The following is a 26,275-nucleotide window of genomic DNA, read 5'->3' on the forward strand; positions in this document are numbered from 1 at the left end:
CGTGCGAGCGCACCCCGGTGGGGTGGTCAGGATTGTTCGGCCACCCACACCGCGATCTGGGCTCGGGAGGTTGCTCCCAGCTTCGCCAGGATGTGCTCGATGTGGCTGTCCGAGGTGCGCTTGGAGATCACCAGCCGCTCCGCGATCTGGCGGTTCGACAGGCCCTGCGCCACCAGCTGCGCCACCTCGCGCTCGCGAGGTGTCAGCTGCACCGCCGCATCGGGCGGGCGCTCCGGGCGGCTCTCGCCGAGCACCAGGCGCACCAGTTCGTCCATTGTGTACTCCGCGCCGCGCTGCTGCGCCTGCCGCAGGTCCGCTGCGGACAGCTTGCGGCGCACGCGCGCCTCGGCTTCCTCGTGCCAGGCGCGGTACTGCGCCACGCCGAACAGGTAGCTGCCCAGCGGTCGCCACAGCTGGGCCACCGCGGTGAGCAACCGCGCCGCGCGCGCCGCGCGCCCCCGCGCGGCTTCCACCCAGGCGATCACCTCGACGGCGATCAGCATGCCGATCGTGTCGGTGAACAGGTTCTTCAGCCGCAGGCACTCCCGCAGGTGCGCGATGGCCGCGGGGTGGTCGCCCTGACGCCAGCAGGCCAGCCCGAGCAGCAGCTCGGCCCACGAGCGGCACCACAGCTCGCCGTGCTCGTCGCAGATCTCCAGGCACTCCTCGCAGTACTGCACCGCCTGCGCGTTGTCGCCGCGGAACACCGACGCCAGCGCCATGCTCGGCAGGCTCAGCAGCGCGATCCCGTCATGCCGCACGAGTTCCCCGCCGGCCAGCGCCTCGCCCAGCAGCTCCGCCGCGGCATCGTGATCATTGCGGCCCAGCTCCAGCATCGCCGCGATGTGCGGCAGCACCGCCACCACCGTGTCGGCCCCCACCTGCTCGGCCACGGCGCGGGCCTCTCCGATCAGCTCGGCGGCGGCTTCGGTGTCCCCGAGCAGGACGCGGATGAGGCCGGCCACCGCCAGCGCCCGAGCCCGCTGCTGCCCGGGTTGCACCGACACGGCCAGCGCCTCGTCCAGCCAGTAGCGGCCTTCCCGCAGCGATCCACCGGCCACCCAGAAGAACCGCAGCGCCGCCGCCATCCGCAGGCCCTCGTGGCTCTCGTCGGGCTCGGTGCGGCAGAACTCCAGGGCGCCCCACAGGTTCTCGCGGTCCTGGTGCAGCCGGGCCAGCCACTCCACCTGGTGCGGGCCGAGCCACTCGGCGTCCAGGTGCTCGGCGAGCATCAGGTAGTGGTCGCGGTGGCGGCGCCGCAGCGCCAACTCTCCGGCTCCGCCGCCGAGCCGCTCCCGGCCGAACTCCTGGATCGTCTTCAGCAGCCGGTAGCGGGTGGGCCCGTCGTGTTGCTCCTCCTTGGCCAGCACCGACTTCTCCACCAGCCCGGCGACGCCGAGGAACACGTCGTCGGCGCTCACCCCGTCGCCGACGCACACCGCCTCGGCCGCCTCCAGGTCGAACCCGCCGGAGAACACTGACAACCGCGCCCACAGGACCTTTTCCCGCGGCGAGCACAGGTTGTGGCTCCACTCGATCGCCGCGCGCAGGCTGCGGTGGTGCGGCAGGGCACTGCGGTCGCCGAGGGTCAGCAGGCGGTAGGGGTCGGTGAGGCGGTCGAGGATCTCCGCCACCGACAGCGTCCGCATCCACACCGCGGCCAGCTCGATCGCCAGCGGCAGACCGTCCAGCTGCTGGCACAACCGCACCACGAGTTCCTCGTTGGCGGAGGTCACCGCGAAGTCGGGCAGCACGGCGGCGGCCCGGTCGGCGAACAGCTCCACCGCCTCGTAGCCGATGGCCTTGTGCACCACCCGGCCCCGCCGATCCACGCGCGGCATGAGCATCGGCGGCACCTGCCACACCCGTTCACCGGCGATCGCCAGCGGCCTCCGGGAGGTGGCCAGCACCCGCACCTCGGGTGCGGCGGCCAGCAGATCCCGGACCAGCGGCCCGCAGGAGGCCACCAGGTGCTCGCAGCCGTCCAGCACGACCAGCATCCGCTTGTCGGTCACCTGCTCGGCGAGGTCCTGCTCCGGCAACGAGGTCTGCCGGTCCCGCAGCCCCAGACCGTCCTGCACGACGCGCGCCAGCCCGTCCGACTCCAGCACCCGCGCCAGCTCCACGAGCCAGACGCCGTCGGGGAAGGCACGCCGCAGGTCCCGCGCGACGCGGAGCGCCAACCGGGACTTGCCGACCCCGGCCATCCCGGTCAGGGTCACCAGCCGGGAATCCGACACCAGCTTCTTGACCTGCGTGATGGCCCCACGGCGGCCAACGAAACTCGTCAGGTCGTCGGGGAGCCTGCCCACCCGCCGGCGTGCCATGGCGACCACCCGCACTCGCCTAGCGCTCTGGTTTCTGTGAGTGTAGGCCGGATCAGCCGGCTGCCCAGATCGATGAAGGTCCCGCGGTCCCGGCTAGAGGTCGGTGACCAGCGGCAGTCCGGCGTCGCGCGCGGCGGTGAAGTCCTCCTCGTCGACGAACACCACCTCGCGGCCGGTGCGGGCCAGCAGCGAAGCGGCGAACGCCGCGCGGTATCCGGCGCTGCAATGCACCCACACCACCCCGTCGCCGAGCTCATCGGCCCGCTCGCGCAGTTGGAAGAGCGGGATGTGCACGGCGTTGCGGATGTGGCGCCTGCGCCACTCGCGGCGCAGCCGCACGTCCAGCACCACCGTTCCCGGCCCGGCCTCGGCGAGATCGCCGAACGTGGCGCGCGGCAGGTTACGCACCAGGCTCGGATCCGCCGCGAGGTCGTGCGGTGGGCCGACCGCGGACCGGACGCCCTCGACACCGATGCGCACCAGTTCCCGCTGCCCCGCCGCGACCTGCTCCGGCGTCTCGCCGATCAGCGTCAGCGGCGAACCCCAGTCGATCACCCAACCCAGCCAGGTCGCCAGCGGGCCGTCCAGGCCCAGGCTGACCGCCCCGGCCAGGTGCGCCCGGGAGAACGCCTGCCGCGACCGCAGGTCCACCACCCACTCGCCGTCCCGCAGCCGCCGCACGAGCTCCCTCGGCCGCACCCGCTCCGGTTTCCGCAGGTCCACCGGCTCCGGCCCGGCCCGGTTCCGGGGACCGATGTGCGCGTAGTACGCGGGATAGGCGTCCAGCGACCTCAGGGTCTGCTCGACGAACTCGTCCTCGTCGAGCCGGAACACGGCGTTGACCTTCTTCTGCTGGCCCACGGTGGCCGCCCGGCCGGACACCGACCCCGCCGAGCAGAAGCTGCCGAACCCGTGCGTCGGCCACACCTCGGCGTGGTCGGGCAGCACGGCGGCGAGCTTGCGCACCGACGCGTGCTGGTGCCGGGCCAGTTCCACGCTGTGGTGCTGGCCGAGCAGATCGGGGCGGCCGGTCGTGCCGAACAGCAGCGACCCGCCGGTGAACACCCCGACCGCGCCCCGGGCGTCCTCCAGCACGTACGACAGGTGGTGGAAGGTGTGCCCGGGGGTGGCCAGCACGCGCAACCGCAACGCCGGCGACACGACCACCACGTCGCCCTCCAGCAGCGGTCGTCGCGCGAAGGACACCCGGTCGGCCGCGGCCACCCCGTACTCCGCGCCGGTCAACCGGCTCAGCTCCAGGCCGCCCGACACATAGTCGTTGTGGATGTGGGTCTCCAGCACGTGCGTGATCCGCACGCCCGACCTGCCCGCCGCGGCGAAGATCCGGTCCACGTCGCGCTGCGGATCCACCACGGCGGCGACCTCGCCGTCGCTGACCAGGTAGCTACGGTCACCGAGCGACGAGGTCTCGATGACCTCCACTGCGGGCATCAGCTCGACTTCTCGTCGCGGCCGTGGACCTGCGCCGGCGGGTGCGTGGCCTCCACGGCGGTGAATGTCTCCAGGATCTTGTAGTGGTGCTCGGCACCCTTCGGGATCACCCACGAGTCGCCCGGCTCCAGCACCACCGTCTGGCCCTCGCTGTGCAGTTCGGCGCGGCCGCTGATCACGTAGCCCGCGGTCTCGTAGTCCCGCGTCGTGGACGGCTTGTCGATGCCCGGCGGTTCGTCCCGCCACAGCCGCATGGCCAGCCCGACCCCTTCGGCCAGGTAGTACTGTCCCAGTGCGCCGCGCGGCGAGTGCGCGCCGTCCACCTTGATGATCGTGGTGTCGCTCATGAGGTTTCCCTCCCCCCTGCCATGCCGCGATTCTCCCGCTGCGCGTGGCCCGGGGCAGCGCGACGGCTCAACCCCAGATCGCCGCGGCCAGCACCACGCCGACCGCACCGGACCCGAGCCCGGCCAGCACCGAGCCGACCACGTTGAGCACCGCGAACAGGCGCGCGCCGTCGGTGAGCAGCCGGACGCTCTCGTAGCCGAAGGTACTGAAGGTGGTCAGGGCGCCGCAGAAGCCGACGCCGACGAGCGCGGTCGGTGCCGGGGCGCCGAACAGCGTGGCGCCGGTGAGCAGGCCCAGCAGCAACGAGCCGACGGCGTTGACCACCAGCGTGCCCCAGGGGAACCCGGTGTCGTGCCTGGCCTGGACCCAGCGGTCGGTGAGAAACCGCAGGCAGGCGCCCATCGCCCCGCCCAGCGCGACCAGTGCGAACGTCACCGCGGCTCCCGTCCCGCGTAGCGGATCACCTCGACCTCGTCGAGCAGCACCAGGCCCTCGGTGACCAGCTCGTCGAGCTCTGGCAGGAACGCTCGCACCCGCGACTCGTCATCGACGATCACCACGGCCACCGGCAGGTCCTCGCTGAGGGAGAGCAGGCGGGCGGTGTGGATCGCCGAGGAGGCGCCGAAGCCCTCCACGCCGTGGAACACCGACGCCCCGGCGAGCCCCGCCCGCCGGGCCCGCAGGACGATCTCGTGGTACAGCGGTTTGTGTTGGTGGGTGTCGTTCTCGCCGACGATCGCGGTCAGGCGCAGCGCTTTCCCGGACAGCCGCATCACCGCTCACCTCGCCGGAACGCGCGGGACGCCACGCGCGCGGCGACCATGCCCGCGACCACGGCGGCGAGGCAGGCCACCACGGTGCCGACCAGGTACGCCAGGGCCAGGGCGGGCCGGTGGTCGAACACCAGGTGCACGGCGTCGGCGACGTAGGTGGAGAACGTGGTGAACCCGCCGAGGACGCCGACGCCGACGAACGGCCGGACCAGCCGGTGCGTGGTGACGAGCTCGGTGATGACGTGCATCAGGGCCCCGACGGCCAGGCAGCCGACCACGTTGACCAGTAGCGTCGACCACGGTCCCGGCCACGCGAGCGCCGCCCCGTAGCGCAGCAGCGACCCGATGGCGCCGCCGACGGCGACGACCGCGAGCACGTCCCACGGTGCCCGGGCCCGCGGCGTGCGGACCCCGCGCAGCTCCGCGGGGAAAGCGGACCTCATGATCCCTCCCTCGGACACCCCGCGACCCCGGGTGACTTCCGCGAGGGTAGTCGACGCGCTGATGTCCACCGAGGTCGCCGCCGGGGCCACGCGCGGCCTCCTGCCCGGGCCACGCAACCTCGTCCCGGAGCTGCCGGGCGCCGCGCCGCACGCGCCTCGGGTTCGTGCGGGGCGATCCGTCACCGCGGTGCGCGTGCCGGTCAGGCGGCGGCGCGGACGGCGTTGGCGTGGATCGCCGCCCGGACGTACTCCGCCAGGCCCGGTTCGAACTCCTCGTAGTGCGCCGTGAAGCGCTCGTCGGACACGTACAGGTCGCCGAGGCAGCGGTGCAGGTCGTAGCCGCAGTCGTAGCACCAGCGGTTGATGTGCTGGCGGTGTTCCTCGGCCAGGTCCATCGCCCGCTCACCGTCCGGGGCGGCACCGGCCCGCTTGGCCTCCGCCAGGCGTCGGGTGATGTCCTTCTGCTCGGCGATGAACCGCTTCCAGTCCTGCTTGGTGTAGCGGGACATCCGCTCCTGCGACTGCCGGTAGGCGTCGGTGTTGCCCCACCGCCGTTCGACCTCCTCGGCGTGGTCGTCGGGGTCGAAGTCGCCGAAGACCTCGAACTTCTCCTCCTGCGTCAGCCTGATTCCCATCGAGTTCGCCTCCAGTTCGCGTTCCAGCGCCGCGACCATCCGCTGCAACCGCTCGATGCGGCCCAGCAGCAGCTCGCGCTGCCGCTTCAGGTGCACGTGGGCGTCACCGTCGGCGAGGATGGTCGCGATGTCGTCGAGGCTGAGGTCCAACTCCCGGTAGAACAGGATCCGGCGTAACCGGTCCAGGTCCTCGTCGGAGTAGCTGCGGTAGCCCGCGGCGGTCCGGCTGCTCGGCGTCAGCAGGCCGATCTCGTCGTAGTGGTGCAGCGTCCGCACCGTCACTCCGGCGATCCGGGCCGCTTCGCCGACCGAGTAGTTCATCCGGTCCTCACCTCCTCGGCCTCCGAGCGTGCGGCCTCACGCGACGTGAGGGTCAAGCGAAATTCCCACCGCGCACCACCCGCTCGACGGTGACGCCGCGCCCGGCGGGGTGGGTCACCGGCTGGCGACCCGGCGGTAGCGGGCGACCGCCAGGGGCATGAAGACCGCCAGCACCACCAGGGCGGAGACGATCGAGTACAGCACCGCGTGCTGCGCCGGCCAGCTGTCCGGGAGCGGTCCGGTGACCCGCAGCGGGTTGCCGTAGAGCTGGCGCAGCGCGTCCGCGGTGACCGTGATCGGGTTCCACTCGGCGAAGACCCGCAGCGGCCCCGGCATCGACTCCGCCGGGACGAACGCCGACGAGACGAACGTGACCGGGAACAGCCACAGCAGCCCGGCGCTCTGCGCCACCTCGACGCTGCGGGCGAGCAGCCCGATGAACGCGCCCACCCACGACATCGCGAACGAGAACAGCAGCAGGATGCCGAACGCCAGCAGCGCGTCGAGCAGGCCGCCGCGGATCCGCCAGCCCACCACCAGCCCGCACAGCGACATGATCACGACCGTCAGCACGCTGACCACCAGGTCCGACGAGGTGCGGCCGAGCAGCACCGCGACCCGCGACATCGGCAGCGAGCGGAACCGGTCCACGATGCCCTTGTTCAGGTCGTTGGCCAGCCCGATCACGGTGAACGCGCTGTTGAACGCGACGGTCTGTACGAAGATCCCGGCGATCAGGAACTCCCGGTACGCCTCGCCGCCAAGGCTGCCGCCGAAGACGTAGGCGAACAGCAGCACGAACATGATCGGCTGGGCGGTGCTGGACAGCAGCATGTCCGGGTTGCGCCGGATGTTCATCAGGTTGCGCCACGCGACGACGCTGCTGTCGCGCATGCTCGCGGCGAGCGCGGTCACGGTCGGTCCTCCTGCTCCTCGGTGCGCCGACCGGTCAACCCGAGGAACACGTCGTCCAGGGTTGGCCGGTGCAGCGCGACGTCGTGCACGGCCACGCCCTCGACGTCGAGCCGGCGCAGCGCTTCGACCAGCGCCTTCGGCCCGGTGTCGACGGCGACGACCACCTTGCGCAGCTGCTCGTGGGGCTCTGGTGCTCCGGAGCCGACGTCGCCGAGCACCCGCGTCACCACGGGCAGGTCCGCCGGGTCCTGCACGACGAGTTCCAGGCGTTCCCCGCCGACCTGGGTCTTGAGCTGGTCGGCGGTGCCGCTGGCGATCACCCGGCCGCGGTCGATGACCGCGATGGTGTTGGCCAGCTGGTCGGCTTCCTCCAGGTACTGGGTGGTCAGCAGGACGGTGGTGCCGTCGGCGACGAGCTCGCCGATGACGCTCCAGGTGTCCAGCCGGCCGCGTGGGTCGAGGCCGGTGGTCGGCTCGTCGAGCACCACGACCGCGGGCGCGGCCACCAGGGCACCGGCCAGGTCGAGGCGCCGCCGCATGCCGCCGGAGTAGGTCTTCGACGGCCGGTCGGCGGCCTCCCGCAGCCGGAACCGGTCGATGAGCTCGCAGGCGCGCGCGGCGGAGTCCGCCCGGGACATGCCGTACAACCGGGCGACCATGTAGAGGTTCTCGTAGCCGGTGAGGTTCTCGTCGACGGCCGCGTACTGGCCGGAGAGACCGATCGAGCGGCGCACCGCCTGCGGTTCGGCGAGCACGTCGTGCCCGGCGACGAACGCGCGCCCGGCGTCGGGTTTGAGCAGCGTGGTCAGGATGCGCACGGTGGTGGTCTTGCCGGCGCCGTTGGGCCCGAGCAGGCCCAGCACCTGCCCGGTGGGGATCTCCAGGTCCACGCTGTCGAGGGCGCGGTGGTCGCCGAAGGTCTTCACGAGGCCCTCCGCGCGCACGGCTGTCGGGGTCATCCGAGCCTCCGTCGGGCGTTCTGCCGGGTTTGTCAGCGCAACTGTAGGGGTGAGGGCCGACAGCGCGCCGCTGAATTTCCGCCACGTCGCGCCGAGTGACACCAGCCACCCGGCGCCAAGCGGGTGGCGTGGGCAAAGTCGCCTTGGCAGAAGTTACCGCTAGGTAATATCCTCTTGTTACCGACGAGTAAGGGCTTGGGCGTCCGGCGAGCTGGGCCCGCCCGCAGCAGCGCGCAAGAGGGAGCCTTTCGATGGGCCACTACAAGAGCAACGTCCGCGACCTCGAATTCAACCTCTTCGAGGTGTTCAAGGTGCAGAACCAGCTGGGCAGGGGCGCCTTCGAGCAGTCCGACGAGGACACCGTGCGGGGCGTGCTCGCCGAACTCAACGAGCTGGCCACCGGTCCGCTGGCCGAGTCCTTCGTCGAGGGCGACCGCAACCCCGCCCAGTTCGACCCCGCGACCCACTCGGTGACCCTGCCCGAGGCGATCAAGAAGTCCTACCGGCAGATCGTCGACGGCGAGTGGTGGCGGCTGAGCCTGCCGGACGAGCTCGGCGGCTACGGCACCCCGCCCAGCGTCGTGTGGGCCGCCGCCGAACTCGTGCTCGGCGCCAACCCGCCGATCTACCTGTACATGGCGGGCCCCAGCTTCGCGACGATCCTCTGGCGCAACGGCACCGAGGAGCAGCGCCGCTGGGCCAAGCTGATGATCGAGCGCGGCTGGGGCGCCACCATGGTCCTCACCGAGCCCGACGCGGGCTCCGACGTCGGCGCCGGCCGTACCAGGGCCATCAAGCAGGAGGACGGCTCCTGGCACCTCGACGGCGTCAAGCGGTTCATCACCTCCGCCGACCAGGACCTGACCGAGAACATCATGCACCTGGTCCTGGCCCGCCCCGAGGGCCCCGGCGTGGAGAGCAAGCCCGGCACCAAGGGCCTCAGCCTGTTCCTGGTGCCCAAGTTCCTCTTCGACACCGACACCGGTGAGCTTGGCGAGCGCAACGGCGCCTTCGTCACCAACGTCGAGCACAAGATGGGCCTCAACGCCTCGGCCACCTGCGAGCTGACCTTCGGTCAGCACGGCATCCCGGCCAAGGGCTGGCTGCTCGGCGAGGTGCACGACGGCATCGCGCAGATGTTCCAGGTCATCGAGTACGCCCGGATGATGGTCGGCACCAAGGCCATCGCCACCCTGTCCACCGGCTACCTCAACGCCCTGGACTACGCCAAGGAGCGCGTGCAGGGCGCCGACCTCACCAACGCCGCGGACAAGACCGCCCCGCGCGTCACCATCACCCACCACCCCGACGTGCGCCGCATCCTGATGTTGCAGAAGGCGTACGTCGAGGGCCTGCGCGCGGTGTACCTCTACACCGCCAGCTTCCAGGACCAGGTGGCCCAGGCCCAGCACTCCGGCGAGGACTTCAGCAAGGCCGAGCAGATCAACGACCTGCTGCTGCCGATCGTCAAGGGCGTCGGCTCCGAGCGCGCCTACGAGATGCTGACCCTGTCGCTGCAGACCCTGGGCGGCTCCGGCTACCTGCAGGACTACCCGATCGAGCAGTACATCCGCGACGCCAAGATCGACAGCCTCTACGAGGGCACCACGGCGATCCAGGCGCAGGACTTCTTCTTCCGCAAGATCGTGCGCAACAACGGCGCGGCCCTGGGGCACGTCGCGGCCGAGATCCAGGCGACGCTGGAGGCCGAGGGCGCCGACGAGCGGCTCAAGGAGGAGCGCGCCCTGGTCGGCCGGGCGCTGCAGGACGCGCAGGGCATGCTGGGCACGATGATCGAGTTCCTGACCTCCTCCCAGGAGGACGCCAAGAACATCTACAAGGTCGGCCAGCACGCGGTGACGCTGCTGATGAGCATGGGCGACCTGCTGATCGGCTGGCTGCTGCTGCGCCAGGCCGAGGTGGCGCTGGCCGCCCTCGACCGCGGTGCGTCGGCCAAGGACCAGCCGTTCTACCAGGGCAAGGTGGCCGCGGCCCGGTTCTTCGCCAAGAACGTCCTGCCGGAGCTCACCGCCCGCCGCACGATCATCGAGGCGGCCGACAACTCCCTCATGGAGCTCGACGAGTCCGTGTTCTGACGAGCGGGTGAGGGGCACCCTGCAGGAGGCGGGTGTCCCTCACCCGAGCGGCTGGGGCGCGGGTGTCACCGAGCGCCGTCCGGTTCCTCGTGCGCCGGAACCGACGTCGTCCACGGTGGAGGGGGCGGCCAGGAACGCGACGAACAGGCCGACCAGCAGCGCGGCCCGCCCCCACACGCCGATCATCAATGCCTGCGCGGTGAAACCGTCGTGGACGCCGCTGGGCGCACCGGTCATGTACAGGTAGAACCAGCGGAAGATGCTGATGCCCATGGCCGCGTCCGCCACCAGGTACGCCACGATCCAGCCCCAGCGCACCGCCAGCAGCACGAAGAACGGCAGCAACCACAACGTGTACTGCGGCGAATGCACCTTGTGCAGCAGCAGGAAACCGCACAACATCGCCGCCGACACCTGGATCCACGGATAGGTCCCGCTGCGCTCGTACCGCAGCCACCCCACCGCGCACGCGACCGCGAACGACAGCAGGACCAGCAGCGGCGAGACCACCCCCATCGCCGCCTGGAACCCCTCATCCCCGGTCCAGTGCCGGAAACCCCAGTACCACACCGAGTTCGTGCTGACATCCACCTGCCGCCGCGCCTGGAACTCGAACGACGCCAGCCACCCGCCGAACCCCGCCACCGCGAACGGCAGGTTCACCAGCACCGCCGTGCCGACCGCGGCACCCACGACCTGCAACGCCCCGCGCACGTCCAGCCGCCGCGTGCCCTCCGCGCCGCCGGTCAACACGTACAGCGCCAGCGGCAGCACGAAGATCGCCGGGTACAGCTTGAGCGCGAACCCCAGCCCCAACAACACCGAGGCCACCGTCGCGCGCCGCGGCAACGACACCGAGGTCCAGCGGTGCACCACGTAAACCGCGGCCACCGCGCACGCCACCACCGGCAGATCCCAATTGTGGAACGCGTAGAGCACCAACGGCGGACCGAGCGCCCACACCAGCGCACGCCACCCGCTCAGGCGTCCCAACCACCACGCCACCGCCAGGCCGAACGGCGCCATCAACAACGCCGACGCCGCCAGGAAACCCGCATCGGTGCGCGCGAACAGCGCCCCCAGCCACATCAGCACCCCGGTCAGCACCGGGTACTCGACCACCCCGCCGTACAGCGACCCGTCAGCGGTGATCCCCCCGTGCACGTACGGGAACACGTGCCGATCGATGTCCCGACCGATCCACAGGTTCTGGATGTCGGAGTAGCACACGTCGCCGTAGGCCCGCTCCTGGTACGCGGGCTCGGAACGTCCCCACTCGTCGAAGTCCGGTCCCGTGCACCGCGCCTTGTTCGCATACCCCAGCGCCAGTGCCAACGCCGTGAACATGCACAGCGCGACCAGTCCGGACAGCGTCAGCCCGCGGCGCATCCGGCGGATCACGAAACCCTGCTGCGCAGGAACGCGATGTCGGCGGCCTGCCCCTCGGCCGGCGTCTCCACCACCACCGGTGCCCCGGCGCTCTCGCACACCGCCACCAGCAGGTCCGGATCGATCTGCCCCGACCCGATGTTGGCGTGCCGGTCCCGCGACGACCCGAACTCGTCCCGCGAATCGTTGAGGTGCACCAGGTCGATCCGCCCGGTGATCGCCTTCACCCGGTCCACCACGCCCAGCAGCTCCTCACCCGCCGCGTGCGCGTGGCAGGTGTCCAGGCAGAACCCCGCCCCGAACTCGCCGACCGCGTCCCACAACCGGGCCAGCGCGTCGAACCGCCGCGCCATCGCGTTCGCCCCGCCCGCGGTGTTCTCGATCAGGATCGGCACCTCGAACCCGCCCTCGGTGGCCTGCCGCTCGAACATCTTGCGCCAGTTCGCCACGCCCTCGGCCGGATCGTCGTCCTTCGTCACGTGCCCGCCGTGCACGACCAACCCGCGGGCCCCCACCGCCGCGGCGGCCTTCGCCTGCTGCACCACCTGCTTGCGCGACGGGATGCGGATCCGGTTGTTCAGCGACGCCACGTTGATCGTGTACGGCGCGTGGATGAACACCTCGAGCTCGCTGGTGCGCAGCTGCTCGGTCAGCGGGTGCGGCTTCGGCGCCTTCCAGCCCTGCGGATCCGACAGGAAGAACTGCACGACCTCCGCACCGCACTCCGCGGCGGCGGTCAACGGATCGTCATCGCGAACGTGGGCGCCGATACGCATGTCCGCGAGTCTAGAGGCGCGTGTGGACTCCCGGCCCGGCCGCCGAGTCCCACCTGTCGGGACCGCGGCGCGGGTCTCACCAATGGCGGTGTTCGTGCGTTATTGATGTTTGAGACAGTGATCATCGTCGTCGCGTCCGCAGCGGGGAGGTCAGCCATGGGTGATCGATCGAGGCGGAATCCTCTCGTGAAGCCGCTCGGCCGTACCGTGGCCGCGGGACTCGTGGGGCTCGTGATGGCCGCCGGCGCCCTGTTCGGGGCCGGCACCGCGACCGCCGCCGACACCCTGGTCGTCGACCAGCCGCTGGCGGTCGTCCGGGCCGAGGTCGGCCAACTGGTCGCGATCGCCCCGTCGACGCTTGACTCCAAGGTCCGGGACGCGGTGCTGCTGGCCATGCCGTTGGCCTTCGGCCCTGCCGATGACGCCGCCCAGCGATTCGCGGCGCTGCCGCCGATCCCGCTCGGGCCCGCGGCCGAGGGCCGCACCTTCTACTCGGGTCGGGACATTGCCGAGGCGGCCAGTCCGCGGCTGGCCGAGATCGGCCTGCCCGCCGCCAAGGTCGACGCCGTGACCTGGCACTTCACCAACCTCGTCAGCCTCGGCAACGCCCTCACCGTGCGCGCCGAGCCCGCCGAGGCACCGTCGTCACCTCCCACGTCCGAGCAGCCCCGGCCGACGCCGCCGCCCCAGCACACCCCGGCCCCGCCGACCAGCAGGCAGGCCCCTGTCCCGCCCAGCCAGGCCGCTGTCCCGCCGCCCGCGGCGCCGCCCAGCACGCCCACCCCGGGCCTGGCGCCCAGCAGCGCAGCCCCCGCCGCGATCAGCGTCCTGCCGCCCGACCTGCGCTCCGCGCCCGGTGCCGTCCCGCCGTGGGCGCCGGCCAGCCACGACCAGGTGCCCGGCCTGTCGCCCGACCTCGGCGACCTCGCCCGCCAGCAGCGCGCCCGCGAGCAGGAGGAGATCCGCGCCGCCGGCAGGGCCGAGGCCCTGCCCACCGAGGTGACCGAGCGGGTGGCCGCCCCGGTGCTCATCGCGGCCATCTCCCTCGCGGTGGTCACCGCCGGCCTCATCCGCAGCTGGGTCCTCCGCCGCCAGTAAATCCGGGCGCTTTCGCCGACTCGCCAGGGCGGGGCGCTGCCGGCGGTGTCGGGGCTGCTTGCTAGCCTTGTCCAGTTCGTCGACGCGACGACCCTCCTGCCACGGAGAGTCCGTGGCCGTGAGTCCACAGGAGGTGAGTGGTCTCCATGCGTCATTACGAGCTCATGGTCATCCTGGACCCGAGCCTGGACGAGCGCACCGTCGCTCCGTCCATGGAGAACTTCCTCAGCGTTGTCCGCAACGACGGTGGCACCGTCGAGAAGGTCGACGTCTGGGGCCGCCGCCGGCTGGCGTACGAGATCGACAAGCACGCCGAGGGCATCTACGTCGTCCTGGACGTCAACAGCGAGCCGGCCACCGTCAAGGAACTCGAGCGGCAGCTGAACCTCAACGAGTCGGTCCTGCGGACCAAGGTGCTGCGCAAGGTCGCCGAGCCACGCAAGGCCGCTCGCGCCGCCAAGGCCCGCGCCCAGGCGTCCGTCTGACCTGGCCCGGAACCGCTAACGACCAGACTGGAGTCCCAGGTCATGGCTGGTGAAACGGTAATCACGGTGGTCGGCAACCTCACCGCCGACCCGGAGCTGCGGTTCACCCCGTCCGGCGCCGCGGTCGCGAACTTCACGGTCGCGTCCACCCCCCGGATCTTCGACCGCCAGACCGGCGAGTGGAAGGACGGCGAGGCCCTCTTCCTGCGCTGCAACATCTGGCGGCAGGCAGCGGAGAACGTGGCCGAGTCGCTGACCCGCGGCATGCGGGTGATCGTGCAGGGCCGGCTGCGCCAGCGCTCCTTCGAGACGAAGGAGGGCGAGAAGCGCACCGTCGTCGAGCTCGAGGTCGACGAGATCGGGCCGTCCCTGCGATACGCCACCGCCAAGGTCAACAAGGTGAGCCGGGGCGGCAGCGGCTTCGGTGGCCCGGCGGGCAGCCCGGTCGACGACCCGTGGGGCTCCGCGCCGCCCGCTGGTTCCGGTGGCGGCTTCAGCGACGAGCCGCCGTTCTGATCGCGGCACCACGCTCAAGAGTTTTTTCGTTCAGGAGGAAGACCGATGGCCAAGGCGCCTGTGCGCAAGCCGAAGAAGAAGGTCTGCGTTTTCTGCAAGGACAAGGCGGCGCAGATCGACTACAAGGACACGACGCTGCTGCGGAAGTACATCTCCGACCGCGGCAAGATTCGTGCCCGTCGCGTGACCGGCAACTGCAGCCAGCACCAGCGCGACGTCGCCATCGCGGTGAAGAACGCCCGCGAGATGGCGCTGCTGCCCTACACCTCGACCGCTCGCTGACCCGGAAAGGAGCCACGTCGTGAAGATCATCCTCACCGCTGACGTGTCCGGTCTCGGCGAGTCGGGCGACATCGTCGACGTCAAGGACGGTTACGCGCGCAACTACCTGCTGCCGCGCGGCCTGGCCATCGTGGCCACCAAGGGCGCGCAGAAGCAGATCGAGACGATCCGCCGGGTCCAGGAGGCCCGCCGGGTCCGCAACCTCGAGCACGCCCGCGAGCTCCGGCAGCAGCTGCTCGACCTTGGCCCGGTCACGCTGACCGCCAAGGTGTCCCCGCAGGGCAAGCTGTTCGGCTCCGTCACCACCGGTGACATCGTCGCCGCGGTTCGCAAGGCCGGCGGTCCGAACCTGGACAAGCGCATGGTCAGCCTGCGCGGCCACATCAAGTCGCTGGGCAAGCACGTCGTTGACGTGCAGCTGCACCCGGACGTGACCGCCGCGGTCAGCGTCCGGGTCGCCGGCGAGCAGTGACCCGGTAGCACCGGTTTTCCACGCGCAGCATCGTCCACCCCGGCATTCGGGTGAGGGGTGGACGATGCTGCGTCCGGCACCGGCACCCGCGGTCATGCACCGAGGCGCTGCCCGGCTGATCCGACACGCCGGGGCGCGCAACACGCCGGGAGTTTTCCACGAATTTCTTCCACAGCCGTTGCACACGGGCTGACCTGGGGTTTCTCGGTGATCAACATGAGTTGTCCCCAAGTTATCCCCAGCTGCCCAGCAGGCTCGTGTGAGTTGTCCACAGGCTGACCGCAGGCTATCCACAAGTTGTCCCGAGCTTTGTCCACAGCTTGACTTGCCTGCTCCATGCGGGCGATCTAGCTTCGCGCGCGTGCGGCGTGCCCACTGCGCGTGATGGTGTGCGACTCGGCGCCGGAGGAGGTGACGGGGTCCGGTGGCGGTGCCCGACGAGCGGGAAGATCCGTACTTCGCCAGCGACGGCGGAGCCCACGGCGGCACTTTCGAACGGCAGCCCCCGCAGGACCTGGCCGCGGAGCAGTCGGTGCTCGGCGGCATGATGCTCAGCAAGGACGCGATCGCCGACGTCGTCGAGGTGTTGCGTCCCAACGACTTCTACCGGCCCGCGCACCAGGCCATCTATGACTGCATCCTGGACCTCTACGGCCGTGGCGAGCCGGCGGACCCGATCACCGTCTCGGCGGAGCTGGAACGCCGCCAGGAACTGCTCAAGGTGGGCGGCGCCCCGTACCTGCACACCCTGATCGCCACGGTCCCCACAGCCGCGAACGCGGGCTACTACGCCGAGATCGTCGCGGAGAAGGCGATCCTGCGCCGCCTGGTGGAGGCGGGCACCCGCATCGTGCAGCTCGGCTACCACGGCGCCGAGGGCGCGGCGATCGAGGAGATCGTGGACCGCGCGCAGGCGGCGATCTACGACGTCACGGAACGCCGCACCAGCGAGGACTACGCGGCCCTGGAGGAACTCCTCCAGCCGACGATGGACGAGATCGACGCGATCGCCTCCCGCGGAGGCGAATCCCAGGGCGTCCCCACGGGTTTCGCGGACCTCGACGCCGTCACCAACGGTCTCCACCCCGGCCAGATGATCATCGTCGCGGCGCGACCGGGTGTGGGCAAGTCGACCCTGGGACTGGATTTCGCCAGGTCGTGTTCGATCAAGCATGGGATGGGCAGCGTCATCTTCTCGCTGGAGATGGGGCGTACCGAGATCGTCATGCGCATGTTGTCCGCAGAGGCGCGGATCCGGCTCAGTGACATGCGCGGCGGCCGGATGACCGATGACGACTGGACCCGGTTGGCGCGGCGCATGAGCGAGATCAGCGAGGCGCCGCTGTTCATCGACGACTCGCCGAACCTGACGATGATGGAGATCCGCGCGAAGGCGCGGCGGCTCAAGCAGCGCCACGACATCCGGCTCGTCGTGGTCGACTACATGCAGCTGATGACCTCCGGCAAGCGCGTCGAGTCCCGCCAGCAGGAAGTCTCGGAGTTCTCCCGGAACCTCAAGCTGCTGGCCAAGGAACTCGAGGTCCCCCTGGTGGCGATCTCCCAGCTGAACCGAGGCCCGGAGCAGCGCACCGACAAAAAGCCCCAGCTCGCCGACCTCCGCGAATCAGGCAGCCTGGAGCAGGACGCGGACCTGGTGATCCTGATCCACCGACCGGACGCCTTCGAGCGGGACGACCCGCGCATGGGCGAGGCGGACCTGATCCTGGCCAAGCACCGCGCCGGTCCGACGGCCACCATCACGGTCGCCCACCAGCTGCACTACAGCCGCTTCGTGGACATGGCCCAGGATTGACTTCCTCGCCGGCCCGGAAACCGGTGATCGACGTTGAGCCGCGTTCACGTCCCGATCCAGCCCCCCAGACCGATGCACGTCCGCACCTGGCGTGTCTGCCCCACAGGCAGTGAGTCGTCGGATCGGGTGATTGCGATCTTCGTGTGTTCCCGATCCATGGTCGTGATGCCAGTGTGGCGGCGTGGCCGATCGGCAACCGCGAAGAGCCAGCGATCGGGGGTACGTGGTCGAGCAGCCGAGGGGGTGGCAGCCGTATCCGCCGCAGCACTACCCGGTTCCGCCGCCGCAGCCGTGGTTCGTCCAGCGGAAGAGCTGGCAGGACCAGGCCAAGCGGGTGGTGCTGACCGTTGTCGCACCGTGGCTGGCGGCGCGGTTCCTGCTCAAGCCGAAAACCGGTGAACGGGTCCGAGACCGGAAGCTGACGCTGCTGTCGTCGTCGCGGGCGCTGCTCGCCGTGCTGGTGGTGACGCTGGCGACCGTTGACTTCCGGCAGCCGAGGGACGTGCTCGCCGACTCGTGGAGCGTCCTGAAGCACCTCTGGTTGCCTGCCGTGTTGCTCGCTCCGGTGCTGTTCGTCGTGCTGCTCGTGGTGACGCGATCCGGTCGTCGGCGCGCGTTGCTGCCGGGTGCGCCGCGGATGCTGTGGCGGCTGCCGCTCGGTGCGGTCTGTATCGCGTTATCGTTGCTGGTGGTGTGGGCCTGCACCCATGAAACCCCGTCGGTGCAGCACGGTGTCGAGATCACCTACGACGAGAACGGCCACAGAACCACCACCCACTACGAGGAGACGCGCAACGCGGACGGCACCACCGTCACCCGCTATGAGGACGGCAGAACAGTCATCTCCGACTCCGACGCCGAGGGCAACGCGCTCACCAGCAGCATCGGGGTACTGATCGGCTTCGTCTGGTTTCCCCTCTTCGGCGGTTGCGCCGTGTACTGGGCGGCGAGGTCCGGGCTGTGGCTGGGCGAGATCCACCCGCTGCTCGGGCCGATCGGTTCGGTCTCGTTGACGGTGCTGATCGCCGGCCAGGAGATGGCCGAGCTCGACGCCAAGGGCGTGCCGTTGGTTTGGTGGTTGGTGCTGCTCGGCTGCGGAGTCGCCGGGATGCTGGTGCTCGCGGCATTCGAGTTCCGGCGGGCGCGGGTGGTCGGCTTCCGGATTCGCGGCGGGCCGGACCCGGTGCCGCAGGACAGCGCTGTCGTGCGGCCCGAAGCGCCGCGCCGCTGGCGGCGGATGCGTGGCATCGCGGCAGCTGTCGGCACGTTCTTCGCGGTCGTGGGACGCGGGATCGCCAAGCCGTTCGCCCGCGTCGTGCCGCGAAAGCGGACTCCCGCACCCACCACTGCGACGAAGACCCAGCCGGGAATGTTCGCCGTGGTGGTCATGCCGTGGTTGACAGCCAGATACCTGTTCAAGCCCGAAGTCGGGTCGCTGCCGCGGGATCGCCTGCTGGATCGGCTCGGCTTCTGGCGCACCGTGGCCGGGTTGGTCGTCGTCGTGGCCACCACGGTCGGATTCCGGGGCCCGGTGGATCTGGCCTGGGACCTGACGACGAAGGGGCTCGCCACCATCGGGCTTGCCGTGTTCATCACGCCGCTGCCGATCCTGCTGGCGCTCGACGCGCGGCGCAACGGCAACGGGCCGCAGCTGTGGCAGGGGTTCGTGCGGATGGTCCAGCGGGCCGTGGTCGCGTTGGTCGTGGCCATTCCGCTGCCGATCGGGATCATCATCGGCTGCGTGGCGGTGTTGATCGCCGTTGTCGCCGCCTTCCCGACCGGTCTGCTGGCGTTGCCGCTGGTTCTGCTGGGCGTCCTCGCGTTGCTGTGGTGCGTGCCGTTCGTGGTCTGCACGTTCTACTGGGCCGTGCGCACCTGCTTGTGGATGAGCGAGGTCAACCCACTGCTGGCGCCGCTGGCGGGCACCGTGTTCGCGGTGTCGATCAGCATCCAGGAGTTCGTCGAGGGCGACACCAAGAACGTTCCGTTCGCGTTGTGGCTCGCGCTGAACATCTTCGGGCTGGTCACCACGGTGTTGCTGGGCATCGCCGAGTACCAGCATGCCCGGTCACTCGGTTACCGGCTGCTGCGCTTGCAGGAACCGGTTGCGGCGTCGGACATGTCACCGCAGCAGGGTGCGGGGATCGTCCGCCCGGTGCTGCGCGACCTGGGTCGCCTGGCCCGCGACCACTACCGGTACGTCCGGGAGACGGACCGGTAGCGGAATCGGCCAGCCGGTCAGCGGCGTGCGGCCCTGAGGTAGTTCGTCGAGGCCGGGAGGTAGGCCAGGATCAGGAAAACCGTCATCGCCAGCACCGCCACACCGGCCTGGGCGTAGCCCCACAGGTCGAACGACGTCGGGATCCCCATGTCATAGGACTGCTCGATGTAGCTGCGCAGCGCGCCCATGCCCAGCGCTGCGCCGATGAGTCCGAGGACGCCGGACACCAGCCACAGGATTCCCAGCACCGTCAGGAAAGCCCGCGCGCCGCTGCTGCCGCGGTGCATCTTGATGCCGCACACCACCCAGAGCACGGTGCAGATCAGGAACAGCACGAGCAGTGCGATGAATCCGCCCGTGCCCACCACGACGGCGCCTTCCGCGGCGGTGCGGATGCCGTCCGTGGACGACTCGCCGTTGGTCTTGTTGATGCTGCCGTCGATGATGCTGTTGAGCCAGCCGAGCGTGGTCAGGAAGTTCACCGCGAGCAGGACGATCGCCAGGACGGGCGCGATGATCGCGATCAGCAGCGCAGCGGTCAGCGAGCCTGGCCGCTTCATGGTGCCGCCGGTCGGGAATCCGGGCTGCCCGGGCGGAAAACCCGCATGGCCGGGACCTTGGGGGTTCGTCACGGCCCACTAGCTTAGGACGGCTGCCTGGCCGCCCCGCGCCGGGCGGTCGTGGCTGACGAGTTCCGCTGATGCGGGGGAGCGGGCGCCCGCTCCCCCGCCCCGGTCAGTGCCGCGGCGGCTTCATCCGCAGCGGCACGCCCAGCATGTTCAGCGCGTTGATCAGCGCCACCTGGGCGACCAGGTGGCCGAGCTCCGCTTTGTCGGGGAACTGCTTGCGCGCCTCGTCCCACAGCTCGTCGTCGACGTGGCGCTGTGTGGTGACGGCCTCGGCGTAGGCCAGCGCGGCACGTTCCCGCTCGTCGAACAGCTCCGACTCCCGCCACACCGGTAGGTGTGTGAGCCGGTCCTCGGTCTCCCCGCTGCGCCGCGCCTCCGCGGCGTGCTTGTCGACGCAGTAGACGCAGCCGTTGACCTGCGACACCCGCAGCTTCACCAGCTCCCGGACCTTCTCCGCCAGCGGGCCCTTGCGAATCGCGCCGTCGGCCTGACGGAACGCCAGGTACGGTTCCGGTGCCGCTTCGGACATGTTCAGGCGTGCCATCGTGTCCTCTCCCCGTTCGGTGGGTTTCTCGCCAGGGAGACGAGGTGACCTATCCGGGTGTGACCGCCTGGAGGTGGGTGAGCTTCTCGGGGTTGAGCACCCGCCGGTAGGCGATGATCCGGCCGTCGGCGAAGTCGAACGTGTCGACCGCGAACACCCGGCCCATCCGGTGGAACAGCAGCGCCGGTTCGCCGCCCACCTCGACGAGGTCGATGCGGTTCGGCGCCCAGCGGCGACCGACCCGCACCAGCACCCCCGCGATGCGCTGACCACCGCGGATCAGCTTGCGCGCGGCGTGGACCTGCCCGCCGCCGTCGGTCGTGTAGACGGCGTCCGGGTGCATGAGCGACACCAGCGTGGCGAGATCCCCGGTCTCGTAGGCGGCCCGGAAGGCCGTGACCAGCCGTTCTCGCTCCGCCCGGGTCAGCGGCGCGGGCTCCCGCTCCTCGGTGACGCGCCGCCGCGCCCGCGACGCCAGCTTGCGGGCTGCGGCCGGTGAGCTGCCAAGCACCTCGGCGATCTGGCCGAACTCGACGCCGAAGACGTCGTGCAGCACGAACGCCACCCGCTCCGGCGGGCTCAACCGCTCCATGACCAGCAGCATCGCCGTGCCCACCGACTCGTCGACCAGCACCGGTTCGGAGGCGTCCGAACCGGTCAGCAGCGGTTCCGGCAGCCACGGGCCGACGTAGCTCTCCCGGCGCACCCGCGCCGACTTGAGGATGTCGTAGGCGCGCCGCGCGGCCACGGTCACCAGCCACGCCCGAAGGTCGGCGACCTCGCCCAGGTCGGCGCCCGCGGCGCGCAGCCACACGTCCTGCACGACGTCCTCCGCGTCGGCCACGCTGCCCAACAACCGGTACGCCACGCCGAACACCGCCGGCCGGTGCTCCGCCCACCCCGCCACCAACGCCTCGGGTGCCGCCATCGCTTCGTCCACGATGACGTGAGGTTACGCCCGCCCCGGACGGACCCGGCCCCGGTGCCCAGGCAGAGTGCCCGGGATGCTGTGCTGCGCAAGGGGCGCGGGAAGCAACCTGCGCGCGGGCGGGGCGTCTTTTGAGCATGAACACCGATGAGTACCGGAATGACTGGAGCGCCCGCGCGCCGCGCCCTGCGACGCGTGCCGCGGCGCCGCGCCCGGAGACTCCGGCCCGCGCGCCGCGGCGTTCCCGTCGGCGGGTGATCGTCGCGGTGCTGCTTGTCGTCCTGCTGTTCCCGCTGGTGTTCGGCGGCTGGCTGTGGTTCCACGCGGACGCGGCGATCCACCGCATCGACGCCTTCCCCGACTACCCGGGGCGCCCGGCGGCGGGCGCGGGCACGAACTGGCTGATCGTCGGCTCGGACAGCCGCGAGGGACTGGACCCGGAGACGGCGGAGCAGCTGCACGTCGGCGACGCGGACGGCCAGCGCACCGACACGATCCTGATCGCGCATCTGCCGGACAACTCCACCGCCCCGACGCTGGTCAGCATCCCCCGCGACTCGCAGGTGCCGATCCCGGGCCACGGCCGCGACCTCATCAACGCGGCCTTCGCGATCGGCGGCCCGCACCTGCTGGCCCGGACGGTGGAGCAGGCGACGGGCCTGCGCATCGACCACTACGCGGAGATCGGCTTCGGCGGCTTCGCGCAGATGGTGGACGCGGTCGGCGGTGTCGAGATGTGCCTGGACCAACAGATGCACGACGACAAGACCGGTCAGACCCTGCCGGCCGGGTGCCAGGAGCTGGACGGGGCGCAGGCGCTGACGTTCGTCCGGATGCGCTACAGCTCGGCCACCCCGCGCTCCGACCTGGACCGCGTGGCCAACCAGCGCAGGTTCATCGGCGCCCTGGCGTCGGAGGCGTCGAGCTTCGGCACCCTGGTCAACCCGTTCGCCACCTACCAGCTGGCGGACGCCGGGGCGTCGGCGTTGACGATGCTCGAGTCCGACGGTCTGGGCGACCTGCTGTCGCTGGCCTGGGCCATGCGGGGCATCTCGTCCGGCGAGGTGGTGACCACGACGGTCCCGGTGACCGACAGCTCCGCCCACCAGTGGCACAAGCAGAGGGCGAGCGAGCTCTTCGACGCCCTCAGCACCGACGCGCCGGTGCCCGAGGACGTGATTCTGCGGTGATGCTCGCGGGGTCGCTGCCCCGCTGCCGAAACTGACGTCGCCGACTGCTCATTGTCGTCGAAGCTCACCGGATTGGGCTAACGAAAACTACTCCGGGTAGTGGATTACGTTCCCTGGGTACCCGCACCATGGCGGGTCGGCACGAGCTTCTGCCGAATCTTTCCAAGCCCGTTCGGTGAGTGCGATTCGCGCGGCGCGGAGCAGTTGAGCACGCCGACGCGGACCGCGCACCGCCGTGACGGGTCAACGCACTCCACGCGCAACGCGACGTCGGTGTTGCGCCATCCCCTCTGTCCGGAAGGCAACCGAGAATGTTGATCCGCACATCCATCGCAGCGACCGTGATCCTCGGCACCGCCCTGTTCCCGGCGGCCGCAACAGCGGCGCCGGCGGACGACTCCAGCGTCCTGCACCTGACGCTGACGACGCGGTCGGAAACCCGGACGGCGCTGCTCACCTGTCACCCGGCGGGCGGAACGCACGCCCACGCGAGCCTGGCCTGTGACCAACTGGACGCGGTCGACGGGGACTTCCGCCGCATGGCCCCGAACGCCAGGGTCTGCACGATGGAGTACGACCCGGTGACGGTGAAGGCCGAAGGCCGCTGGAAGGGCAACCCCTTCAGCGCCGAGGAGACGTTCTCCAACCCCTGCACGATGAAGGCCAAGACCAGCGCGGTCTTCGAGTTCTGATCCCCGCCGCCCACCGCCCCACGCCGGGGCGGTGGGGGCTCCCCAATGTGGAAGCCCACCCCTTTCGTGCGCCAGTGTCAGTTCGCGGCCGCGTGGTGTTCGTCGCTGACGGCAGGCGCGTCGTTGCCGAACAGGTTGACCGGAAGGGTCTTCAGGCGGCGGCTGATGAGGAACACCGGTTGCCAGGCCGGCTCGTCGTAACCCGGGCAGACGTTCGGGAAGCGGGAGAGCAGGATGCGGAAGAACTCGTCGCCTTCCATCCTCGCCAGCGCCGCGCCGAGGCAGTGGAACAGGCCGGTGGCGAATGCGACGTGCTTGTTCGGCGTCCGCGTGGCGTCGAACCGATCCGGGTCGGGGAACACTTCCGGGTCCCGGTTGGCGGCGCTCAGCGCCAGCAGGAACTGCTGCCCCGCTGGGAAGGAATATCCGGCGACCTCGACGGGCTCGGTGCTGAACCGGGTGATCATGGATGCCGGTCCGGCCAGCCGCAGCATTTCTTCAACCGCCCCTGGCGTCAGTTCCGGATTCGATTTCAGCAGTTCGAGTTGATCCGGGTTCTCGAACAGCTGCACCAGTCCGTTGGTGATCAGCCCGCCGGTCGTCTCGTGCCCGGAGAAGAGCAGCATCACGCAGTTGGACAGGATTTCCGGCTCGTCCACCACGCCTTCCCGCTCGGCGGCGACGAACATGCTGATCAGATCATCCCGGGGTGAACTCCGGCGCTCCTCGACCAGTTCCAGCATGTACTCCTGCATCGCCAGCAAACTGCGCTGGCAGGCCGCCAGCCGGTCGTAGCTGACGATTTCGGCGATCGCCGCGATGTCGGCCGACCAGGACAGCAGTTGCTTCCGGTTGTCGGGCGGAACGCCGAGCATTTCCGCGATGACGGCGGCGGGCAACGGATACGCGACGTCGGAGACCAGATCCATGCGCCCCTTCGGTTCCACCGCGTCGAGCAGTTCGTGCGTCAGCTCGCGCACCCGCGGTCGGAGCCGGTTCACCATGGCCGGCGTGAAATAGCGCTTGAGCAGCCCGATGAATCGCTGGTGGTCCGCGCTGTTGGTGTGCCCCATCCACTTCTCGACGGCCCTGCGCAGCGGCATCAGCTCGGCCTGCTGCTCCGGGGTGAGCAGTCGCATGCCCTGCGTGAGGTTGGCGGGCGCCATCCGGTGATCTTTCAGCACGCTGACGATATCGGCATGCCGGGTGAGCAGAGCGGCGTCGAGTACGGGAACCCAGGCGATGGGCGTCCGCTCGCGAAGTTCGCGGAGTTCCGAAATGGGGTCCCGGCCCTTCTCGGGCGAGATCAGATCGTATACCGGAAACCGTGTCTCAGTACCGGGCATGATGACTGCTTCTCCTCCTGGCCGCAGCAGCGTCCGGTGATGCGATGGCCAAGAGTACGTCATCTTCGTGCTGATTGTCGCTGGTGCGAACGGGTGTTTGGCCACTATTAGCGGTCGGGCGTTCGGGTGAGCGGAATACCGCTGTCCGGTCGAACAGCGTCGAAATGCTCGCACGTTGGTTGACTTTGCGTAGTCGCGTGTGCCCACCATCGGCCGCGTCAGCTGACACGTTCGGGTGCTTGCCAGGAAGTTCATCCACGGTGAAGATTGATCGCGATTCTCGCGGAAGTGGAAACGGCAGCCACAGGGTTGCGGGGGCAGTTGACTCTGGGGCCGTTGTGCATTTCGAGGCGCGTCCTCACAACTGACATTGCGCACCGGTGAACGAAAGTTTTCCGTCGGGTTCGGCGTGGAATGACACATGCGCCGGACAACGCACGCATGTGCTGCTGGGGAAGGTGCGGTGAACGGCTATGTACGGAAACGGGCGGACCGTGCTGGCGCCACGGGAAAGCCGCGGGGAGATTCGGGCGCATTCGGAGTCCGAGCTCGTCGGGTTCATTGACCAGTCACTGCGGGACTTCACCGAGCCCTCGCTCGGACCGATCGCCGAGGTGCGGGACGGCGCGATAGCGGGCCCGTTGGCAAGCATGGTGTTCGCCAGCGGCAAGCGGATCCGACCGCTGTTCGTGGTGTACGGTGCGGCGCTCGGCGGTGCGCGGGAATTGGACGGCGCGCTCGCGCGGGTCGCGACGGCGCTGGAACTGTTCCACACCTTCGCGCTCATCCACGACGACATCATCGACAACGCCGAGACCAGGCGCGGCAGTCCCAGCCTTCACCGGATGTACGGTGCCGGCGCGGAGCCGCTGCCGGACCACGGCGAGCCGGAGCAGCAGGCGCGCAGCCTGGCCATCGTCGCCGGTGACCTGGTGCTGTGCTGGGCGGACATGCTGTTCCAGGCCGGGCTCGACGGCTGCCCGGGCGCGCGGGCCGCGCGGGCGCTGTTCGACCAGATGAAGACCGAGATCATGGTCGGGCAGGCGCTGGACATCTGCTACGAGCGACGGCTGCGCGATCTCACCGAGGAGATCACGTCCAGGATCATCGAGTACAAGACCGCGCGGTACACCTTCCTGCGCCCCATGCAGATCGGCGCCGCCATGGTCGGCGCGACCGACGAGGTGATCGACCGCTGCCGGCACCTCGCGCTCCCGCTGGGCCGGGCGTTCCAGCTGCGGGACGACCTCATCGGGGCGTTCGACGACGGGTCGGCGGGCAAGTCGGGGACGACCGATCTCGAGTGTGGCAAGCCGACCGAGCTCATGCGCTACGCCGTGGCCGCGGCCAGCCCGGCGGACGTGGACGCGCTGCTGCGCACCGTCGGGCGACCGGACATGGACCTGGCGGAGATCGAGCAGGTCAGGGAAATCCTCATCACCTCCGGCGCGGTCAAGCACGTCACCGACGAGATCGAGAAGTCGACCAGTGCGGCGATGCGAGCGCTCCGGGAACTGGGCTGCGAGCCGTGGCTCGAGGAGCGCCTGGCCGCACACCTGGAGCGGTTGTCGGTCGAACCGAACGCGACGGAGATGTACCGGTCCAGGATCGGCAACCCGGTTTGA

At 70.2% G+C, this 26,275-nt stretch carries 26 protein-coding genes; 11 read left to right on the forward strand and 15 right to left on the reverse strand.

Annotated features, from left to right (window positions below; all coding sequences use genetic code 11):
• Positions 1-26: 26 nt before the first annotated feature.
• From IEY17_RS20525 to IEY17_RS20565, 9 genes are all read right to left on the reverse strand, one after another.
• Entirely contained in the window at positions 27-2,327 is a 2,301-nt protein-coding gene (locus IEY17_RS20525; RefSeq protein ID WP_229680368.1) for an ATP-binding protein, read from the reverse strand.
• 93 nt (positions 2,328-2,420) lie between these two features.
• Positions 2,421-3,779, reverse strand: coding sequence for an MBL fold metallo-hydrolase (locus IEY17_RS20530; RefSeq protein WP_188990225.1), 1,359 nt, complete (start codon positions 3,777-3,779; stop codon positions 2,421-2,423).
• Positions 3,779-4,126 carry a cupin domain-containing protein gene (locus tag IEY17_RS20535; RefSeq protein ID WP_188990227.1) on the reverse strand — a complete coding sequence of 116 codons (348 nt, stop codon included), beginning with the start codon at positions 4,124-4,126 and terminating at the stop codon, positions 3,779-3,781. Before IEY17_RS20535 ends, IEY17_RS20530 begins: the two co-directional genes overlap by 1 nt.
• Before the next feature lie 67 nt (positions 4,127-4,193).
• Positions 4,194-4,562, reverse strand: a complete 369-nt coding sequence (gene crcB / locus IEY17_RS20540; protein WP_188990228.1) for a fluoride efflux transporter CrcB — start codon at positions 4,560-4,562, stop codon at positions 4,194-4,196.
• A complete protein-coding gene (locus IEY17_RS20545) occupies positions 4,559-4,900 on the reverse strand; it encodes a DUF190 domain-containing protein (RefSeq protein ID WP_188990229.1) in 342 nt (113 codons plus the stop codon). The genes crcB and IEY17_RS20545 overlap by 4 nt, the downstream gene beginning before the upstream one ends.
• Positions 4,900-5,343 carry a fluoride efflux transporter FluC gene (locus IEY17_RS20550; protein ID WP_188990230.1) on the reverse strand — a complete coding sequence of 148 codons (444 nt, stop codon included), beginning with the start codon at positions 5,341-5,343 and terminating at the stop codon, positions 4,900-4,902. The genes IEY17_RS20545 and IEY17_RS20550 overlap by 1 nt, the downstream gene beginning before the upstream one ends.
• A gap of 200 nt (positions 5,344-5,543) precedes the next feature.
• Positions 5,544-6,299 (reverse strand): MerR family transcriptional regulator, encoded by a 756-nt coding sequence (locus IEY17_RS20555; RefSeq protein ID WP_188990231.1) that lies wholly within the window; start codon positions 6,297-6,299, stop codon positions 5,544-5,546.
• A gap of 114 nt (positions 6,300-6,413) precedes the next feature.
• Positions 6,414-7,214: an ABC transporter permease gene (locus IEY17_RS20560; protein WP_229680369.1), complete on the reverse strand. Its 801-nt coding sequence runs from the start codon at positions 7,212-7,214 to the stop codon at positions 6,414-6,416.
• Complete coding sequence (locus tag IEY17_RS20565; RefSeq protein WP_188990232.1) at positions 7,211-8,173, reverse strand: ATP-binding cassette domain-containing protein; 963 nt, start codon at positions 8,171-8,173, stop codon at positions 7,211-7,213. Before IEY17_RS20565 ends, IEY17_RS20560 begins: the two co-directional genes overlap by 4 nt.
• 251 nt (positions 8,174-8,424) lie before the next feature.
• On the opposite strand from IEY17_RS20565, the gene IEY17_RS20570 reads away from it, so the two are divergent.
• A complete protein-coding gene (locus IEY17_RS20570) occupies positions 8,425-10,269 on the forward strand; it encodes an acyl-CoA dehydrogenase (RefSeq protein ID WP_188990233.1) in 1,845 nt (614 codons plus the stop codon).
• Positions 10,270-10,308: 39 nt separating this feature from the next.
• On the opposite strand, the gene IEY17_RS20575 is transcribed toward IEY17_RS20570, so the two are convergent.
• Positions 10,309-11,658: a glycosyltransferase family 87 protein gene (locus IEY17_RS20575; RefSeq protein ID WP_188990379.1), complete on the reverse strand. Its 1,350-nt coding sequence runs from the start codon at positions 11,656-11,658 to the stop codon at positions 10,309-10,311.
• 8 nt (positions 11,659-11,666) lie between these two features.
• Entirely contained in the window at positions 11,667-12,434 is a 768-nt protein-coding gene (locus IEY17_RS20580; protein WP_188990234.1) for a deoxyribonuclease IV, read from the reverse strand.
• 186 nt (positions 12,435-12,620) lie between these two features.
• Between IEY17_RS20580 and IEY17_RS20585 the strand changes: the two genes are divergently transcribed.
• The 7 genes from IEY17_RS20585 (at position 12,621) to IEY17_RS20615 (ending at position 19,321) form a co-directional block, all read left to right on the forward strand.
• Entirely contained in the window at positions 12,621-13,532 is a 912-nt protein-coding gene (locus tag IEY17_RS20585) for a hypothetical protein (RefSeq protein ID WP_229680370.1), read from the forward strand.
• Between the two features lie 146 nt (positions 13,533-13,678).
• Positions 13,679-14,017 (forward strand): 30S ribosomal protein S6, encoded by a 339-nt coding sequence (rpsF, locus tag IEY17_RS20590; RefSeq protein WP_188990238.1) that lies wholly within the window; start codon positions 13,679-13,681, stop codon positions 14,015-14,017.
• 42 nt (positions 14,018-14,059) lie between these two features.
• Positions 14,060-14,533 carry a single-stranded DNA-binding protein gene (locus tag IEY17_RS20595; protein ID WP_188990240.1) on the forward strand — a complete coding sequence of 158 codons (474 nt, stop codon included), beginning with the start codon at positions 14,060-14,062 and terminating at the stop codon, positions 14,531-14,533.
• A 45-nt stretch (positions 14,534-14,578) separates the two neighbouring features.
• Complete coding sequence (gene rpsR, locus IEY17_RS20600; protein WP_093151213.1) at positions 14,579-14,815, forward strand: 30S ribosomal protein S18; 237 nt, start codon at positions 14,579-14,581, stop codon at positions 14,813-14,815.
• 19 nt (positions 14,816-14,834) lie between these two features.
• Positions 14,835-15,287, forward strand: a complete 453-nt coding sequence (gene rplI, locus IEY17_RS20605; protein ID WP_188990241.1) for a 50S ribosomal protein L9 — start codon at positions 14,835-14,837, stop codon at positions 15,285-15,287.
• A 430-nt stretch (positions 15,288-15,717) separates the two neighbouring features.
• A complete protein-coding gene (dnaB, locus tag IEY17_RS20610; protein WP_229680377.1) occupies positions 15,718-17,100 on the forward strand; it encodes a replicative DNA helicase in 1,383 nt (460 codons plus the stop codon).
• A 181-nt stretch (positions 17,101-17,281) separates the two neighbouring features.
• Positions 17,282-19,321: a hypothetical protein gene (locus IEY17_RS20615; RefSeq protein ID WP_188990245.1), complete on the forward strand. Its 2,040-nt coding sequence runs from the start codon at positions 17,282-17,284 to the stop codon at positions 19,319-19,321.
• A gap of 17 nt (positions 19,322-19,338) precedes the next feature.
• On the opposite strand, the gene IEY17_RS20620 is transcribed toward IEY17_RS20615, so the two are convergent.
• The 3 genes from IEY17_RS20620 to sigJ form a co-directional block, all read right to left on the reverse strand.
• Positions 19,339-19,953 carry a hypothetical protein gene (locus tag IEY17_RS20620; RefSeq protein WP_188990247.1) on the reverse strand — a complete coding sequence of 205 codons (615 nt, stop codon included), beginning with the start codon at positions 19,951-19,953 and terminating at the stop codon, positions 19,339-19,341.
• A gap of 103 nt (positions 19,954-20,056) precedes the next feature.
• Positions 20,057-20,494 carry a carboxymuconolactone decarboxylase family protein gene (locus IEY17_RS20625; protein ID WP_188990249.1) on the reverse strand — a complete coding sequence of 146 codons (438 nt, stop codon included), beginning with the start codon at positions 20,492-20,494 and terminating at the stop codon, positions 20,057-20,059.
• A gap of 49 nt (positions 20,495-20,543) precedes the next feature.
• Positions 20,544-21,434 (reverse strand): RNA polymerase sigma factor SigJ, encoded by an 891-nt coding sequence (sigJ, locus tag IEY17_RS20630; RefSeq protein ID WP_229680371.1) that lies wholly within the window; start codon positions 21,432-21,434, stop codon positions 20,544-20,546.
• A 125-nt stretch (positions 21,435-21,559) separates the two neighbouring features.
• Here sigJ and IEY17_RS20635 point away from each other — a divergent pair, with 125 nt between their 5' ends.
• Positions 21,560-22,612 (forward strand): LCP family protein, encoded by a 1,053-nt coding sequence (locus tag IEY17_RS20635; protein ID WP_188990251.1) that lies wholly within the window; start codon positions 21,560-21,562, stop codon positions 22,610-22,612.
• Positions 22,613-22,923: 311 nt separating this feature from the next.
• Positions 22,924-23,304: an SSI family serine proteinase inhibitor gene (locus IEY17_RS20640; protein WP_188990253.1), complete on the forward strand. Its 381-nt coding sequence runs from the start codon at positions 22,924-22,926 to the stop codon at positions 23,302-23,304.
• A gap of 77 nt (positions 23,305-23,381) precedes the next feature.
• Here the strand turns inward: IEY17_RS20640 and IEY17_RS20645 are convergent, their stop codons facing one another.
• On the reverse strand, positions 23,382-24,650 hold the full coding sequence (locus IEY17_RS20645) for a cytochrome P450 (RefSeq protein ID WP_188990255.1): 1,269 nt from the start codon (positions 24,648-24,650) through the stop codon (positions 23,382-23,384).
• 473 nt (positions 24,651-25,123) lie between these two features.
• On the opposite strand from IEY17_RS20645, the gene IEY17_RS20650 reads away from it, so the two are divergent.
• Positions 25,124-26,275: a polyprenyl synthetase family protein gene (locus IEY17_RS20650; protein WP_188990257.1), complete on the forward strand. Its 1,152-nt coding sequence runs from the start codon at positions 25,124-25,126 to the stop codon at positions 26,273-26,275.

Source organism: Saccharopolyspora thermophila, assembly GCF_014646075.1.
GTDB classification, from domain to species: Bacteria; Actinomycetota; Actinomycetes; order Mycobacteriales; family Pseudonocardiaceae; genus Saccharopolyspora; species Saccharopolyspora thermophila.